Annotated in this window: 17 protein-coding genes; 4 read left to right on the top strand and 13 right to left on the bottom strand. The window is 40.7% G+C overall.

From position 1 onward, the window contains the following. Positions 1–261: 261 nt before the first annotated feature. Together ACQ96U_RS24905 and ACQ96U_RS24910 are read left to right on the top strand one after the other, a co-directional pair. The gene (locus ACQ96U_RS24905) at positions 262–441 is read left to right on the top strand and encodes a hypothetical protein (protein WP_431723984.1); all 180 of its coding nucleotides are present in this window, start codon (positions 262–264) and stop codon (positions 439–441) included. 42 nt (positions 442–483) lie between these two features. Next, a complete protein-coding gene (locus tag ACQ96U_RS24910; protein ID WP_431723985.1) occupies positions 484–1,314 on the top strand; it encodes a hypothetical protein in 831 nt (276 codons plus the stop codon). A 166-nt stretch (positions 1,315–1,480) separates the two neighbouring features. Here ACQ96U_RS24910 and ACQ96U_RS24915 read toward each other — a convergent pair whose 3' ends face one another. The 5 genes from ACQ96U_RS24915 to ACQ96U_RS24935 all read right to left on the bottom strand — a co-directional run bounded on the left by ACQ96U_RS24915 (position 1,481) and on the right by ACQ96U_RS24935 (position 5,401). Beyond that, positions 1,481–1,786 carry a SecDF P1 head subdomain-containing protein gene (locus tag ACQ96U_RS24915; RefSeq protein WP_431723986.1) on the bottom strand — a complete coding sequence of 102 codons (306 nt, stop codon included), beginning with the start codon at positions 1,784–1,786 and terminating at the stop codon, positions 1,481–1,483. A 58-nt stretch (positions 1,787–1,844) separates the two neighbouring features. Further along, positions 1,845–2,156, bottom strand: a complete 312-nt coding sequence (locus ACQ96U_RS24920) for a colicin Z C-terminal domain-related protein (RefSeq protein WP_431723987.1) — start codon at positions 2,154–2,156, stop codon at positions 1,845–1,847. Positions 2,157–3,199: 1,043 nt separating this feature from the next. Next, positions 3,200–4,255, bottom strand: coding sequence for a hypothetical protein (locus ACQ96U_RS24925; protein ID WP_431723988.1), 1,056 nt, complete (start codon positions 4,253–4,255; stop codon positions 3,200–3,202). A gap of 188 nt (positions 4,256–4,443) precedes the next feature. Continuing rightward, on the bottom strand, positions 4,444–4,731 hold the full coding sequence (locus ACQ96U_RS24930; protein WP_431723989.1) for a hypothetical protein: 288 nt from the start codon (positions 4,729–4,731) through the stop codon (positions 4,444–4,446). Further along, complete coding sequence (locus ACQ96U_RS24935; protein WP_431723990.1) at positions 4,724–5,401, bottom strand: AAA family ATPase; 678 nt, start codon at positions 5,399–5,401, stop codon at positions 4,724–4,726. The genes ACQ96U_RS24930 and ACQ96U_RS24935 overlap by 8 nt, the downstream gene beginning before the upstream one ends. Before the next feature lie 239 nt (positions 5,402–5,640). Here ACQ96U_RS24935 and ACQ96U_RS24940 point away from each other — a divergent pair, with 239 nt between their 5' ends. Together ACQ96U_RS24940 and ACQ96U_RS24945 are read left to right on the top strand one after the other, a co-directional pair. Beyond that, positions 5,641–6,690 carry a hypothetical protein gene (locus tag ACQ96U_RS24940; protein ID WP_431723991.1) on the top strand — a complete coding sequence of 350 codons (1,050 nt, stop codon included), beginning with the start codon at positions 5,641–5,643 and terminating at the stop codon, positions 6,688–6,690. Between the two features lie 160 nt (positions 6,691–6,850). Then, positions 6,851–7,501, top strand: a complete 651-nt coding sequence (locus tag ACQ96U_RS24945; RefSeq protein ID WP_431723992.1) for a hypothetical protein — start codon at positions 6,851–6,853, stop codon at positions 7,499–7,501. A 1-nt stretch (position 7,502) separates the two neighbouring features. Here the strand turns inward: ACQ96U_RS24945 and ACQ96U_RS24950 are convergent, their stop codons facing one another. The 8 genes from ACQ96U_RS24950 to ACQ96U_RS24985 all read right to left on the bottom strand — a co-directional run bounded on the left by ACQ96U_RS24950 (position 7,503) and on the right by ACQ96U_RS24985 (position 14,136). After that, a complete protein-coding gene (locus tag ACQ96U_RS24950; protein ID WP_431723993.1) occupies positions 7,503–8,462 on the bottom strand; it encodes a contractile injection system protein, VgrG/Pvc8 family in 960 nt (319 codons plus the stop codon). Between the two features lies 1 nt (position 8,463). Further along, on the bottom strand, positions 8,464–8,670 hold the full coding sequence (locus ACQ96U_RS24955) for a tail protein X (protein WP_431723994.1): 207 nt from the start codon (positions 8,668–8,670) through the stop codon (positions 8,464–8,466). Beyond that, positions 8,645–9,061 (bottom strand): phage tail protein, encoded by a 417-nt coding sequence (locus ACQ96U_RS24960; protein WP_431723995.1) that lies wholly within the window; start codon positions 9,059–9,061, stop codon positions 8,645–8,647. Before ACQ96U_RS24960 ends, ACQ96U_RS24955 begins: the two co-directional genes overlap by 26 nt. Beyond that, positions 9,051–11,195 (bottom strand): hypothetical protein, encoded by a 2,145-nt coding sequence (locus ACQ96U_RS24965; protein ID WP_431723996.1) that lies wholly within the window; start codon positions 11,193–11,195, stop codon positions 9,051–9,053. The genes ACQ96U_RS24960 and ACQ96U_RS24965 overlap by 11 nt, the downstream gene beginning before the upstream one ends. A 126-nt stretch (positions 11,196–11,321) precedes the next feature. Next, on the bottom strand, positions 11,322–11,576 hold the full coding sequence (locus ACQ96U_RS24970) for a phage tail assembly protein (RefSeq protein WP_431723997.1): 255 nt from the start codon (positions 11,574–11,576) through the stop codon (positions 11,322–11,324). Positions 11,577–11,618: 42 nt separating this feature from the next. Continuing rightward, a complete protein-coding gene (locus ACQ96U_RS24975; protein WP_431723998.1) occupies positions 11,619–12,134 on the bottom strand; it encodes a phage major tail tube protein in 516 nt (171 codons plus the stop codon). A gap of 2 nt (positions 12,135–12,136) precedes the next feature. After that, positions 12,137–13,219, bottom strand: a complete 1,083-nt coding sequence (locus tag ACQ96U_RS24980; protein WP_431723999.1) for a phage tail sheath subtilisin-like domain-containing protein — start codon at positions 13,217–13,219, stop codon at positions 12,137–12,139. Positions 13,220–13,362: 143 nt separating this feature from the next. Next, positions 13,363–14,136: a hypothetical protein gene (locus ACQ96U_RS24985; RefSeq protein ID WP_431724000.1), complete on the bottom strand. Its 774-nt coding sequence runs from the start codon at positions 14,134–14,136 to the stop codon at positions 13,363–13,365.

The following is a 14,136-nucleotide window of genomic DNA, read 5'->3' on the forward strand; positions in this document are numbered from 1 at the left end:
ACGACTGGTCCGTTTTACATTGGTACTCTAAAAAAGTCCATTTTACATAGGGGGGTCAATAATTAGTGTACTACCCTGCAACCAGTACACTATAGGTATACCCTAAGTGTACCAATTAGCCACGCTTCACAAAAGATTGGCATGATTATTGCACAAAAAACAATTAATAAATTGACAAGATAGAAATGTGGTATACTAAGGCGTGTAAGAAAACGTTTTAACTTAAAAATAACTTTTTGATCTTTAAGCTAAAGGTTCTATATGAAAGAAGATATAAAAGAACTGATGGAAAGATTTAAAAAGGAATATAAAGAAGGCAAAGTGACTTACGAGCTAGATAGTCATGGTGTTCGGGCTAATCTAGATACTCTTTTTCAGAGTGAAGAGTTTTTAATTCAAAAAGAAGCCCTTCAAAATCTTAATAATAAAAAAGAAAAGTAAAATCTTTCATATTAAGCGATAAATCAAGGACGATTTATTTGAATGACATCAAGTATACTACCATATATTTTTGTCTCAACTTTATCTGGCTACCTTTTCTTAGTACTGAACTATAAGCACAAATACAGGCTACTAAACTCAGAAAGCTACCAGGTAGCTTATAAGGCCCTTTTTGTTGGTTTTATTTTATTACTAATTAGTTCAGCAGTAACTCAAAGTATTTATAACAAAAGCTTCATAAATTCAATCTTAGAAAATTTCTTTTATTTAGGCTATCTAAAGAGTGGTTACACTTATGTAAATTATATTATAACTATACTTTTTGGAATGATTTTTGCCTTTTTTATAAACACTTTTAAGTGTTTATATTATATTTTAACCACTTTTCATAATGATAAGTGTTTTAAAAACTGGAAAAATTCTTGGCAATTTATCAATAAAATATCGCATTATGAAGCAGAAGAAAACGATTTACTTATTCATGTGATTAATGCCGTATCAGCAAAGCAGCTTGTATTATTATCTTTAAATAGTAGAAAGGTATATTGCTGTTTTCTACTAGAAATAAGATACACTAAACAAAAAAAAGATAATGATGATTATGCTTTAACTATAATACCAGCGTGTAGTGGATATAGAGATCCTGATGATTTATGTGTTGAGTTTACAACATATTATAGCTCATTAGATACACCTAGTCCTAATCAAACAAATAAATACTGTATAAGCATACCATTAAGGTATATAGAGTCTATACAAAACTTTGATTTAAGAGTGTATCCTGAATTCAAGAAACTTGAAGCGACAAATCGAGAAACAATACAAAAAAATAAAAATAAACAAACTCGATTTAACTTTTTAAGCCTTCGTTAGTTTTAACGATAACACTTCTGTATGATTAATAAACAACCATATCTTAGCTGGTACACTATAGGTGTACCCTAAATGTACTATTTCTAGTCAATATGAATACACCTCTACCGTAGCGCAATTGTGTTATACGCTCGGTAAAGGTAATCAAAACTCAAATAGTGCAATTTTAATTAGAGTTCAAGTAATCCTTCAGCTCGTCTAGAGTCTGAATATCGTCATCACTTGAAGTGATACGAATAGTGTTGTTTTTAAAGCTCTTAAGCATAATGGCTGAAGACCTAGAAAGAGCTTTAGATTTAAAGATAATATTTAACTTGCCGCCAAAATTGCCGTTAATTAACTCATTGATTTTAACGAGTCCTTCATCAGTAAACGCTACATCTAATATAGGCTTACCAGTTTCATCCTTAGACAAAAAGGCGACTTTAACATGTTCAGGAGTCAATACAGTTTCTGACTTGACCACTTGCATGACAAACGGCTGCTGCTTTTCTGTAGCACACGCTGCAGAGCTTACAGCTATACATATACTAATTAGTAGCGAGCGTAACACGAATATCTTGCCCCATCGAAAAACTACGAAAACGAATGCGCGCGACGCACGCACACCGACCCATTCTGAATGTGTGGGAGCCAGGCCCGTTAACTACTTCACGCTTAAGTTCAGACCCCTGATAATACTCTAGTTCTGCCTCGAAGGGTGATGGAGCCTGAGATACTGTTTCAAACACAATTTTATATGTGGACGTCCCACCACCTTGTCCGTAAGTATCAACCCAAGGCCCCCACATAAGTCCTGGTGGTGCCCAAGCTTGAAGATAACGACCATGTGTAGCTGCCATCAATAATCCTTATTTAAGATAAAACTAAAGGAAAAACGATAACATCAAATATACATGATTTCTGTGCGTCATTTTCCGATTTATCACCCTCCCCGTAGCCTCTAAATCACATCTGCTGCTTACTTTCTAAAGAGGTCAATCAAAATGACGAATATGACAGAGGTAGAAGGCTGAAAGCCTGTGAGACGGCTTGTTTCAGAAAGCTAGTCTTGTATGTATCCTTTGTGAAACAAAAAAGCCCAGGTTTTAAATCTGGGCTAATGTAAAGAGGAGGAAGTTGCATGAAAATGTTATTAGTTTTTTCAAGATTAACAGTCAAATAAACTGTATGAAATTTAACCACTAATTTTGTTGATGTATTTCTTGTTTTTGTTAGTGGCTAATATTTAATCATTATAAAGTATTTATATTTATTTAATATAAATACTAAGAAAGGTTAAAGGTTAAGAAAGGTTAAGAAAGATTGCGGATCACAAAATAGGCCGCTAAACCTTGATATTAATGGGTTCCTTAAAAATAAGCTGCTCAACAAACCTACCACTTACTGCTCAACAAACCTATCACTTGCTGCTCAACAAACCTACCATGCTAAAAATCAACGGCTTAGGTTATCCACAGGAAAGCCATGTTTTATCCCCAGTAATTTTGAAATTGCTCGATAAACCTACCACTTACTGCTCGACAAACCTATCACTTAACTAGATACTGCTCGATAAACCTACCATAAAAATTGTACATAAATCAGTCAGATGTAAACATTGCTCGATAAACCTACCACTTACTGCTCAGCAAACCTACCAGTTTTAGGGGGTTTTACACAGGGTTATCCACCAAAAATGTGGATAACAGTAAAGAAAGATTATTGAAGAAGTGGATAGGAGGAAAGAGGTTTTACTGAACGTGTTAAAAAGGCTTTAAATGCTTGTTTTTTGGGTCAAATAAACTTGCTCGGCAAACCTAGCATATGAAATTACAGAATAAAGAATGAACATTAGTTAAAAAAAACGTGAAAAATAGTGCTCAGCTAACCTACCAGATGAGCACTACTTGATTGGGTCGAGTTGAAGAGAAAGCTGCTGCTTTTTGAGGGAGGCTTGCTTCTTATTAAAGCGCTTCATATCGCTAATGAGGTCGTCGTGAGGGTAGAATTTGTATAAATAGTCGCTGATCTTCCGTTTATCTGTGTGGTGCTTGATTGGTTCTACCTCAACAGCTTGAACCCGCCGTTTCTCTTTCATCTCTTCGATAGCCTTATTCATGTAGCGAGTGTTATTCGACATTCGCTTATCTATCGGTTTAAAGATGCTTTTAAATACTGTAGAGAGCTTAATGACATATGGTTGATCAGGGCTTGCTTGCTTGTATCGTCGATCCATACGCTTGATCAGGTAGCGAGCTATAGGGCTTTTGACACTTTGGGGAATGGCGTAGTTATGCTCACGGAAATCAAGCGCCTTAACTGCATTAGATACCAAAGAGTCGAAAACGGCAATACATCTAACCTGGCTTCCAACACTCTCAATCTCTTGTCGAGATACGAGCATAAGGTTACTAAGAAAAGAGGGTTCCCATTTAAAATTACCAGCAATACTGCTAACTTCGATCTCTGAGCGCCTAAGTACTTGTAAGCTTTCGATGATTTCAGGTATAGAGAATGTTTTTTTAAAGCGCTTTAGCTCTTTTTGTAGCATTCTAAGCGTAAATAGGGTACCCAATTCACCATCGAAAAAGGCACCATTATCACTAGTAGCTAGCTTTCGAAGAGCATCATAAACAGGTTCTTCACGTTGTATCGATGGATAAACTAACACATCTGTCTTCTTACCATCGATCTCTTTAATGATTCGACCTGGTTTTATGCTGACGATGAATGTGGTTTCAGAACCACAGTAGTTGTATTTAAACTCTGTTGATTCCTGAGGCTTTACTTCGCTATAAGTCCAGTATCGTTTTTGAATATTGTCGACAAACTTAGGAATGTGGTCATAGAAGTCAACTGCGTTAGAATAATCAGCATCTTGTGCTCCAAGCAGCTTGAAGAATGACAACTGTTTTATAAAGTCAGGACTGATTTCTTTTAAGTCAGTTTTTGTATACATGTAAGTGCATAAATTTTAGTCAATAGATTAAGTATATTTGACTACATGAATGTTCACAACAGGTGTATGCTGCTGCCACCCTTCCCTCTTACTACAGCATTCTTGAAAAATACTTTGTATATGAAGTGACTTTAACATGAAACTCACGTGAGTTTAGGGTGACTTTCACGTGAGTTCCCTTTCATTTATCAATCAAGTTGATACTGCTCTGAAAGACGATCAATATATTCGCAAATTGCCTTTGCTGCCAACTGACGTTGACTTACTTTGAAGCCGATATCTTGACTCATTCTTTCAGAAAGTTTTGTTAGCTTATCTCGATAGTAGTCATTGAGTGGTGCAGCAAAGTCTGTTGTCTTCTTGCTTTTTTTGGCTCTAGCTATAGTTGGATCTGCACCTTTTTCAATAACTTCTGTTTCACGCTCTGTGCTTGGTTTTGGAGATCGAGATCTAATAAGTGAAGGTTTGTTAGGCATTTTGAAGTATTTCCTGAGCTAGAAGTTGTATTTCGGCTTTAGCTTTTGAGTCTGCACATTCAACAACACCAGAACCATTTCGTGGTGATGTCCTATAAATTTTTCTTGAACGAATAACAACACCAGACAGCTCCATTTCATCCTTGTATTCGTTAACAAACTCTTTTGTTTCTTTTAACTCATTAGCTCCTGGTGTTATTGGAGCTTGTGTTACTAATATTTTAACCCTTCTATCTGGGTTTAGTTCGTAAGTGTCTTCTAGTACAGCTACAACTTCATCCAGCGTTTCTAAATCAACCTGACTTACTTGGGTAGGAATATAAATCAAGTCTGCAGCACCAAAGGCGCTTCGAATTTCACGTGAGTCACGTCCAGCAGGATCTACTATGACAAGATCATAATGACCCGCCTGCTCAATGACTGTTTGTCGTATGTGACCTTGTTTTTCTATACACGACACATGTGGCCATGACTCACCACAAGCAATACTTTCTTGTCGTCTATCAAACCACTTAGCAGATGTTCTTTGTTTGTCTGCATCTATCAAAAGCACTTTGTAGTTTAGTCGGGCAAATTCAGCCGCAAGATTTATTGCTAGCGTACTTTTACCCACTCCACCTTTAGTCGAAGCCACAGCGACTATAAGGCCACGTTGATTTGTCTCTGACATGATAATGGTCCAAAAACAAAGCCGAATCAGTTTGGAATCGTTATAAATATGATGTTAGCTCATTACGACATTAGATGTAAATTAAACTTAAGTTCATTTTAAAGTGATGTGAAACTATAGCAATATTCAAGTGAGTTTCACGTGAGACTCATGTGAAATTCACTTGATGTTGAATTATTAGGAAAATCAAAATATATTGATGCCATTGTTAATAGGTAGTGATATCGGAGGTATGTTAAGTGCAACCCAGCCGCCATCCCAAAACACCACTACAGTTGATACCTAGTTACACTGGTGCATCTCTTGCGGTTGCACTTTCAGTTGCGCTCTCGGTTCTTCTATTTTGGTCAATCTCAACTGATTGGCGTTTTAGTGCTTTATTTGCAGGACTTGCTGTTATCTTTGAACTCGCTAAGTTCACAGCACTGCCTGAAATTGCACGGCGAAAGTCGCGTGGTGACTGGTCTGGATGCATAAGTGCATCTCTGTTGTTTGGTGTGCTTGCTGCTGCAAGCATACTGGGTTCTATTGGTGGGTTGCAGAGTGACACTCAGCGAGTACAAGCGACCATTCAAAAATCTGAGCAGGAAAGAACAGCATTAGTAGAAGAACGAAAGCTGTTGCTTGATGAAATTGCGGAAAATCAAAAAGCTATCGATAAGTACATAACGTTAAACCGTATCAAGAACTTTGCTAAACCTCTACAGGAAAAGAATACAGAGCTACGTAAACAAGCCTCTATCCTACAAGAGAAGCTAAACAAGCTTGAGTTAGTCTCAGAGACACCTATGACTGCAATGTTGGGTGCTATAGCCACCGCAGTTAAAAAGGACAAGGCAACAGTACAAGTCTATATATTTATTCTTCTTGCCATCTTATTAGACCTAGTAGCAGGTTTTTTCATAGAGCTTATACGGGAAGAAAATGACTTTAGAAAAGGGGTCTTGAGTACAGAGGAAAGTATTCCCTTAGATGCAGAACAAGAAAGTGCATCTACTCAAGAAAGCACAGCGCATCTTGAGCATCTGGAAGTGTTGCAGGAAGAGATATCTGAAAGTGACACAACAGATGCAGATAATGTTATTAGCTTTTCATCAAAAGAAGACAAGTATGATGATATACGCTCAGCTATTTTAGAAACGCCACCAGGTAAGCCTGTAAGTAAAAGGAGTATCATGCGCGAGTTTAAGATAGGACAGCAGAACGTAAATAATTATTATGTCCAATTAGTAGAAGAGGGCGTGTTACGACAGAGTGAGTCAACAGGTCTTTATTTTCGGGAAACGTAGTTTTTGGGGTATATTGGCTGATATCTGGGGTATATGGCTCATTTGGCTGTAAGCCTTGATATTACTGGGATAGCGCCGATTTTTTTATAAAAAATGAGGCAAAAGGCTCAAAATATACCCCGATATACCCCAAATCAAAGAAAACCCAGGGAAGTAATGTTTGCAGGACGGAAGTAATACAATGAGTGGAAGTGAGTCGCTAGATCAGTTAAAGGAAAAGCTATTTAAGCTCAAGGAAAAAGGGCATGAGTCCATTTCGATTGATGAACTGATAAATACCCTCCATGATTTTGACCAAGGCTTATCTGATGTAGAAATGGAAAGGTTTAAAGCAAGCCTTCAGGTTTGGATAGAAAATAATAGAGTACAACACGAAGCTCAGCATGCTGAAGACCTTGAAATTTTTAGGTCTGTGATCACAGCAGGGCAAAGTGCGTTAAAAGGGCTATTTATTATTAATGGTGGTGCCATAGTCGCTGTTTTGGCATTTTTGGGAAGATTATCAGATAAGCATCCAGAATTTGTCCCTGACTTTTCTGATAGCCTTATTTATTTTGCTTTAGGTTTGTTTTTTACCGCTATTGCTTTCTGTGCAACCTATCTTAGCCAGCATTTTTATGCAACTGTAGATCATCTCAACACAAGTGAGGATGCTAAGGCTTTAAATGCCGATGGTCATAAATATGGCAAATGGTTTCAAATTGCAGTAATTGTACTTTGTATGCTAGCACTGTTTATTTTTGGAGTAGGGGTTTTGAATGCGTATCTAGTGTTTCAAGACTTTGGGTTATACACACTTCTTAATAGCTAGATTATTTTGAAAGTTTGATTTTGGTTGTATAGCCATTATTGTCTAGGGAGTGGCTGGCTGTTTTAATCACCCACCTCCCATCTAGTCCTGTGCGCAGTCCTGATATTGATACTGGCTTGTCTGCAAATAACAGTGGGTTGCCAGGTAAAGTAATATCTAAGCTTGACTTGGATCGTTCCGCGCCCTTAATAGCCGCATTGGCTGCTGCTTTAGCCGCTTCAGGGGTTGGATACTGTAAACTCAATGTACGTGTAGGTTCTCCTTTGCCGACAGTCATGCTTTCTATTTTTCCTGTACTGCTATTGTGGTATTTCGCGATGATGCGTTGATAGCCTGAACGCTCGGGCAAGCTGCCTCGATAACTGGTAATGTCTTTACCTGATAGATGAATGGCTTCCAGTTTTTTTCCGCTGGCGGTTTTACCCTGGTTGCGTTCCACAAATAACAAATGCTCTCCTGCAGGCTTGGCAATTGCATCGTATTGATTAGCGATACGACTTAAAAAGTGCAGGTCACTTTCTTCGGTTTGATCAATATGCTGAATGATTAAGTCGGTAAACTTTTCGGCAACTTTTGGGTTTAAGCCATGACGCTGAGCAATAGTCCCCACAAGATCAGTGAGTTTAACTTGATGCCAGCTTTGACTATGCGGGGCACGGATAGGCCCTTTTAAATCCGCGCCACGGGCTTTGATCTGCATTTGGTTGGGTGGGCCTGAGAGTAATACCTCATCCACCGTATAATTGCCCATATGCACTAAGCTGGTTTCTACATAGCCCAGCGCACATGACAGTTTGACGCCCTTTTTGGGGATCTCCATTGAGCCATTATCAGTTAATGTCAGCGTTAAGCTATCCGACTTCCAGCCTGCTTCGTCAGTGAGTTCAAGGCTAATCAATAACGGGTTAATGGTGGGTGTTAGGTTAGTATCACCCAGGTGAATACTAAAGGTCGGTTGCATATTAATCCCAAAGCTTTTGCGTAGTTTGAACAGGGGAGGGGAGATCAGGTAGTTCGATAGTTAACCCGGCAGGAAGGAACGGACCCAGCTCAGCCAGGCCCGGGTTTGCATCTAAAGCTTGGAGAACATAAAAACCAACCTCACGCTCTCCATAGTAAAGCCAACAGATGGCATCTAGATTATCATCCTGTTTCGTTAGATACCTCATAATGTTCACCGTAGTAACTGATGGATAAGCTAAAGTCGATCTTTCGGGGTTGGCCCTGTTGATCCAAGAAACTGTTAGTCTGCTCCACGCTGGTAATACACCAGTAGTCGAGTAAATCACCCGTACCGGCTACCAGCAATAATGGCTTACCTTGCCTGCCTAGTGTTGCCATCTGCTCAATGGTATCGACGGCACCATATTGGCCTGGAAACACACTACCTGACAGGTTAATGGTTTGTTGACCTTCACCGGTATACTGCAATTGTGGGGTAGTGCCCAAGCGCTTTTGCTCTGACCAGGTAAATGACCAGGCACGTTGCAGTTGATTAAACGCTGCCGTTTCAATGGAAAAGGTAAACGGCCCTAATTTCAGTAAGGTGCTAGTAGCCATACGTCAAACCGTCCTGATCATAGAGTGATGCACGACGATCTGATTCCGCTTCAAATTCCCGTCGTTCTAACTCAGCCCGAACCCGTTTAGCGATTTCTTCACTGTTCTGACCCGGTTGGGCATGAATGGTAATCGGGGCGTTAATATTAGTACGCGACTGGTTTTGTATTTTGATCTGCTGGTGACGTTTGGCCTGTAACTGGTCCTGTATTTTCTCATTATTACGCGCTTTGGCTAAGGACATCACACGTCCTGACTCTTTTACAAGGTTTCGTGTTTTATTTTTAAGTGGGTAGTTGTGACGACGATTAGCCACAAGATAGGGTTTCGCCCCATAATGAATACCTCGACTCCGCCCTCGGTATTGCTGGGCAATATACGACGACGGTTTACGTTGAGGCTTAGGCTTGGGTTTCGCTTTCTTTTTATCGCTTTTATCCTCGTCCTCATCATCGCCAAACCAATCGAATACACTACTGATAACGTCCTTAATCCAACTGAATTTGGACGCCAGCCATTCAAAACCCGGTTTCCAATGTTTCAATAGCATGCCTATCGGAGATTTATTGAATATACCTTTAATAAGATCCCAAGCCCCTGTAAACATACCCTTAATGTTGTCCCAGGTTTCACTAAAAAAATTAGATACCGGTTCCCAGTTTTTAATTAAAATCCCTAGCGGTGAATAACTAAAAAAGACGTTTTTAGCCCAGTCCCAAAACTGCGAAAAATAACCTTTAACGCTATCCCAAACACCACTAAAAAAGCCCTTAATCGGTTCCCAATAAGTAATAATTAACGCGGCAGCACCCGCAATGGCGGTTACCGCTAAACCGATGGGATTCATTAAAAAGGCCGCCCCTACGGCTTTAATAATTGGGATTAAACTTAAAACCGCTTTACCGAAGGTCATAATCGACGTAAACAATTTAACCCCCATGAGTCCCGCTAAAATATAGCCGACATTTTTCCAGCCAATGGTGGTGGAAATAAAATCACTGATGACGCTGCTGACACTAAAAAAGCCCTGACCTAAAGCATATATATTCTTGGCCCACGCTTTAAATCGGCTGCTGATATTTTTAGCAAAGGCTTGTATTTGCGGTTGGAAATTCACCACCCAGGCTTTAAAGTGTTTCATTAATTCGGTGAAGGCTGGCATCATTGCTGCACCAATGGTGTTTTTAATCCCACCCATCGCCATTTGTGCATCGAGCAATGCATCATTAAAGTTCTCGGCATCCCGTGCGGCTTTTTCTTTCAGCACATTTCCTGTCGCACGGGCGTCAGCCCGCAACTGCTGTAGACCCTTGCGTCCATCCTTAAGCATGTTGACCATGCCAACCCCTTCGCTGTCGAATAACTTCATCGCTAGGCGCACACGATCATTTTGGTTTTTAACCTGGCTCAATGCTTCCGCCACTTGGTCTAGCTGCTGTTCAGGACTTAATTTACCTAACCATTGAGCATTTAAACCCAGCTCCTGCAGTGCACCTTTAGCCGTTCCTGTGCCTTTTGCCGCTTCCGCGACACGGCGTACCATCCGTTGTGTCCCAACATTAAATTGTTTAACCGATAAGCCTGAGCGTTCTGCTGCATACTGGAATTCCTGAAGGGCTTCAATCCCAATACCTAGCTTGTCAGCGGTTTTAGCAATAGGGTCGAGGCGGTTAGCTGTCCAAGCGGATAAGCCAAACAACCCTGTAACTCCCCCTGCCGCAATACCCGCACCTCGTTTAAGTCCTGTTGCGGCCTTACCTAGCCCTGGCATCAGCTTGCTGCCGAACTTCTGTATCGCGGCTTTACGCTGTAATTTCTTTTGGGCCTTGGCAACGTTATTAACTTCGATCCCATATTTTTTGGCTGAGCGCTTAGCCGACCGATACTGACGCTCAACATTTTTAATACCTTCCGCTAAACGATGCGAGGATTGAGCGGTATTCGCTTGTTTGGCTTTCAGCTCAGAGAGCTTGTTTTTGTATTTATTAAGGTCTTTTATGGCGGCTAACTGCTTATTGGTTTCACGGTACGCCTTGCCCAGCTTAGCTGCAGATGCCTGACTTTTCTTAATGGATTTACCCAGCGATTTATCTAAAAACGCACCAATAGCGATATTTAACGCAAGTTTACTCATAGGATTGGCTCTTTGGGGGCATCATTAAACCAGGCCACCAGCTCATCAAGGGGCATGGCTTCAAATTCTGAAAGGGGTGTACCGCGAAGAAAGTGAGAAAGATAAAAAATGATTTGCCGACACTCTTTACTGCTGATGACGAAAAAAGTGTTTTTCCATATAATCGCTTATTTTTCTAAAGTCAGCGATATCCAGATATTCAAGTGAGTTTTGATCAATACCCGATAATGTTGAAAGGATATTAATGCCGTACTCAATCTCTCCGCCACCCATTTGCTCAACGGCTTTCATATCTTTCAAAGTAGGGCGGCGAACACTCATTTCTTCAATAGTTTCACCGTTAACGATAATTGGGTATTCCAATTTAAAAAGTTGTTTCATGATGTCATTCCAGATTAATAATTTAATTTTTAAATAGTTTTTTTATAAACCTAAAGCGGTACGCATGGCTTTTAATTGATCCTGCCCGTTAATCATCTGAATCATATTAATCGGGTCAATCTCATCTAACACCTTTTTATCAATCGTGAGCTTGTAGTAATCCAACTTCATGGTGACGCTCATGCTGCCGACTTCGCCCACCTTAAATGTGCCCATATCCACTTCACTGACTAAACCCGTGGCATTGATTTCAAGCGGTTTCACATCATTGGCATTATTGCCATTCTGCAAGCCTCCCGTGACTTTCACTTGAAGTCCTTCATTGCCTTGTCGTAGACCAAAGTTTTCAAGCACAGTGGTATTCATATCATTGAGCGTAAAGGATAACTCCAGAGCCTCCATACCCACTTGTATCATCACAGGCGCAGCCATACCCCCCGCATAAAGTTCTTCAGTTTTAGCCGTTAACTTAGGTGGGGTTATTTCCGAAATCACCCCTTGCATACTCACACCATCCAACCATAAATTACAATTTAATAAGCGATAGCCTTTAACCACGGTTAGCCTCCGGTTAGTTTTTCATAATATTTATCGGTCATCGTTGATCGAAAGGTAATGGTTTCAGCCGGTGCGGGCGGGGTAAAATCAAAGTTAAAAAAGACTTTGCCGGCTGCTAAATTATCAGGGGTATTTAATTCATTATCGGGGTAGCAAGTACCGCCTAAAATAGCGCCTAAATTCGTTAAACGGCGCAGATAATTATTCACGCCTTCCGCCACATCTTTTAAATAGGTTCGTGTAATGTTTCGGTCTACCGCCCACAGGTGCGCGCGTAATAACGAATCATAAAGAATCAAACTAGTCCGCACGACATTCACAAACGCCCATTTTTGATCAGAAATACAGGTGGTTCGATTCCCCCATAAGCGATAGCCATTTTCATGAATAATAGTGGTGATATGGTTTTCATTGAGTAAATTAGCCCGGCAATTGGCATCACCCAGGGTAAAGTCAATGGGCCGACTGGTGCCAATAATGCCATTAATCTGCTTATTCGACGGTGAATGCCAAAAGCCTTTATCGTTATCCACCTTAGCCATCAGTCCCGCCACATACGACGAGGGTGGTCTATCTACCGCTTGATTGCTATGGATATCCCAGACTTGCACCCAGGGGTCAATTAAATACGCATAACGGCTGTCGTATTTTTTCTTATAGGCGATGGCTTCCACACCGGTCGTATTCGGTCCATCAATGAGGGCCATCCCATTAAGTTGGTTGGCGATCATGTCCAGCGCTTTGCCCACCGGCTCCAATTGACTGTAACCCGGAGCAATCAGTAAACGAGGCTGTACACCCACTACAGATTTAGCCGCCGTTAAGGCATAAATACCGGTGGGTGGATCACTTTGGCCATTACCGACTAATGCACTGATTTGCTTGGCTTCCTCACTTTCTTCCTTGACGCGAATGACCACCACTAACGCGCCAATCTGATCAAAAATGCCTTTAATGGCGGCGGGTAATGTGCCTTTATTACCGAGTTTTGTGGCTTCGCGTAATGAACCGGCGATTAATATCGGTTTATTTTCCGGAAAAGCCTGGTCATCCGCCTCAGGGGCAGTACCGACTAAACCTATCACCGAGCTTTTAACGGTGCGAATCGGACGTGGACCACTATCAATTTCCACGACCTCAACGCCATGTAAGAATTGTTCAGGCATGGTTCACCTTTAAATAAATGGATTGATTAAAAAAGATTTAAGGAGGGAGGAATTAATGTGTATTAGGCGTCTGTTGTTGTGGCGTTGGTCGTTGAGGTCACACTGTGTGCTTTTTGTAATTCAATATTGGGATACCATTGTCCTGGGTTATCAATATGGCCTGTAATCGCGGCGGGTAACGCGATTAATACTTCACCACTATCGGAATCACGGTAAGGGTGAATATGGGTATAGCGGCCAAAACCCGCAGGTGAAAACTGCGTACGACAAAACGTCCATTTTCCTAAACGTGCCCCCTCACACCATACCCCCGACGCACGACCTGCGAGCACTTTGACAAAGGCGCCAATCGTAATAAACGTATTTAAGGGAATCGCAGATGCGGCAGAGTCTGCGGTATTGGGAAACGCTAACCAGTAACTGATCGGCTCACGTTTAGTCCAGCTCAGCTTGATCACATTAAATGGCATTCGATAATGATCATGGATATGCATATCCACCCCAATATCAAGCCCCATATCTTGCAGTAAAGCCATTTGGTCTGCGGTTCTATCCTTAGGATTCGCTTGAATACGCATATGTACAGCGGCTTCAACATCCTCATGTATTTGAAAATTAAAGGGGTGTTTTTGGGGATGTTCTTCATTAATTTCCAGCTGTTGATTATGCGTGATGACAATGCGCGGCAATAAGTATAATGTTTGATTTAACTGATCATTAATTTTGGTTATACACTGCGCCATTTGTTGGTCAATATCCGTGATTTTATTATTCACGGCGGTGGTTAATCGGTTACAGGCTAATACCGTTTCTGCTAATTGATTTTCAATACTCAT

Source organism: Zooshikella sp. RANM57, assembly GCF_050749885.1.
GTDB lineage: Bacteria > Pseudomonadota > Gammaproteobacteria > Pseudomonadales > Zooshikellaceae > Zooshikella.

Bases quoted from the DNA above. Each gene is read 5' to 3' on its own strand.
- ACQ96U_RS24960 (WP_431723995.1), bottom strand. From the start codon at position 9,061: ATGGCTACTAGCACCTTACTGAAATTAGGGCCGTTTACCTTTTCCATT.
- ACQ96U_RS24950 (WP_431723993.1), bottom strand. From the start codon at position 8,462: ATGCAACCGACCTTTAGTATTCACCTGGGTGATACTAACCTAACACCC.
- ACQ96U_RS24965 (WP_431723996.1), bottom strand. From the start codon at position 11,195: ATGAGTAAACTTGCGTTAAATATCGCTATTGGTGCGTTTTTAGATAAA.
- ACQ96U_RS24920 (WP_431723987.1), bottom strand. From the start codon at position 2,156: ATGGCAGCTACACATGGTCGTTATCTTCAAGCTTGGGCACCACCAGGA.
- ACQ96U_RS24970 (WP_431723997.1), bottom strand. From the start codon at position 11,576: ATGAAACAACTTTTTAAATTGGAATACCCAATTATCGTTAACGGTGAA.
- ACQ96U_RS24985 (WP_431724000.1), bottom strand. From the start codon at position 14,136: ATGAGTATTGAAAATCAATTAGCAGAAACGGTATTAGCCTGTAACCGA.
- ACQ96U_RS24935 (WP_431723990.1), bottom strand. From the start codon at position 5,401: ATGTCAGAGACAAATCAACGTGGCCTTATAGTCGCTGTGGCTTCGACT.
- ACQ96U_RS24925 (WP_431723988.1), bottom strand. From the start codon at position 4,255: ATGTATACAAAAACTGACTTAAAAGAAATCAGTCCTGACTTTATAAAA.
- ACQ96U_RS24910 (WP_431723985.1), top strand. From the start codon at position 484: ATGACATCAAGTATACTACCATATATTTTTGTCTCAACTTTATCTGGC.
- ACQ96U_RS24915 (WP_431723986.1), bottom strand. From the start codon at position 1,786: ATGCAAGTGGTCAAGTCAGAAACTGTATTGACTCCTGAACATGTTAAA.
- ACQ96U_RS24905 (WP_431723984.1), top strand. From the start codon at position 262: ATGAAAGAAGATATAAAAGAACTGATGGAAAGATTTAAAAAGGAATAT.
- ACQ96U_RS24930 (WP_431723989.1), bottom strand. From the start codon at position 4,731: ATGCCTAACAAACCTTCACTTATTAGATCTCGATCTCCAAAACCAAGC.
- ACQ96U_RS24955 (WP_431723994.1), bottom strand. From the start codon at position 8,670: ATGAGGTATCTAACGAAACAGGATGATAATCTAGATGCCATCTGTTGG.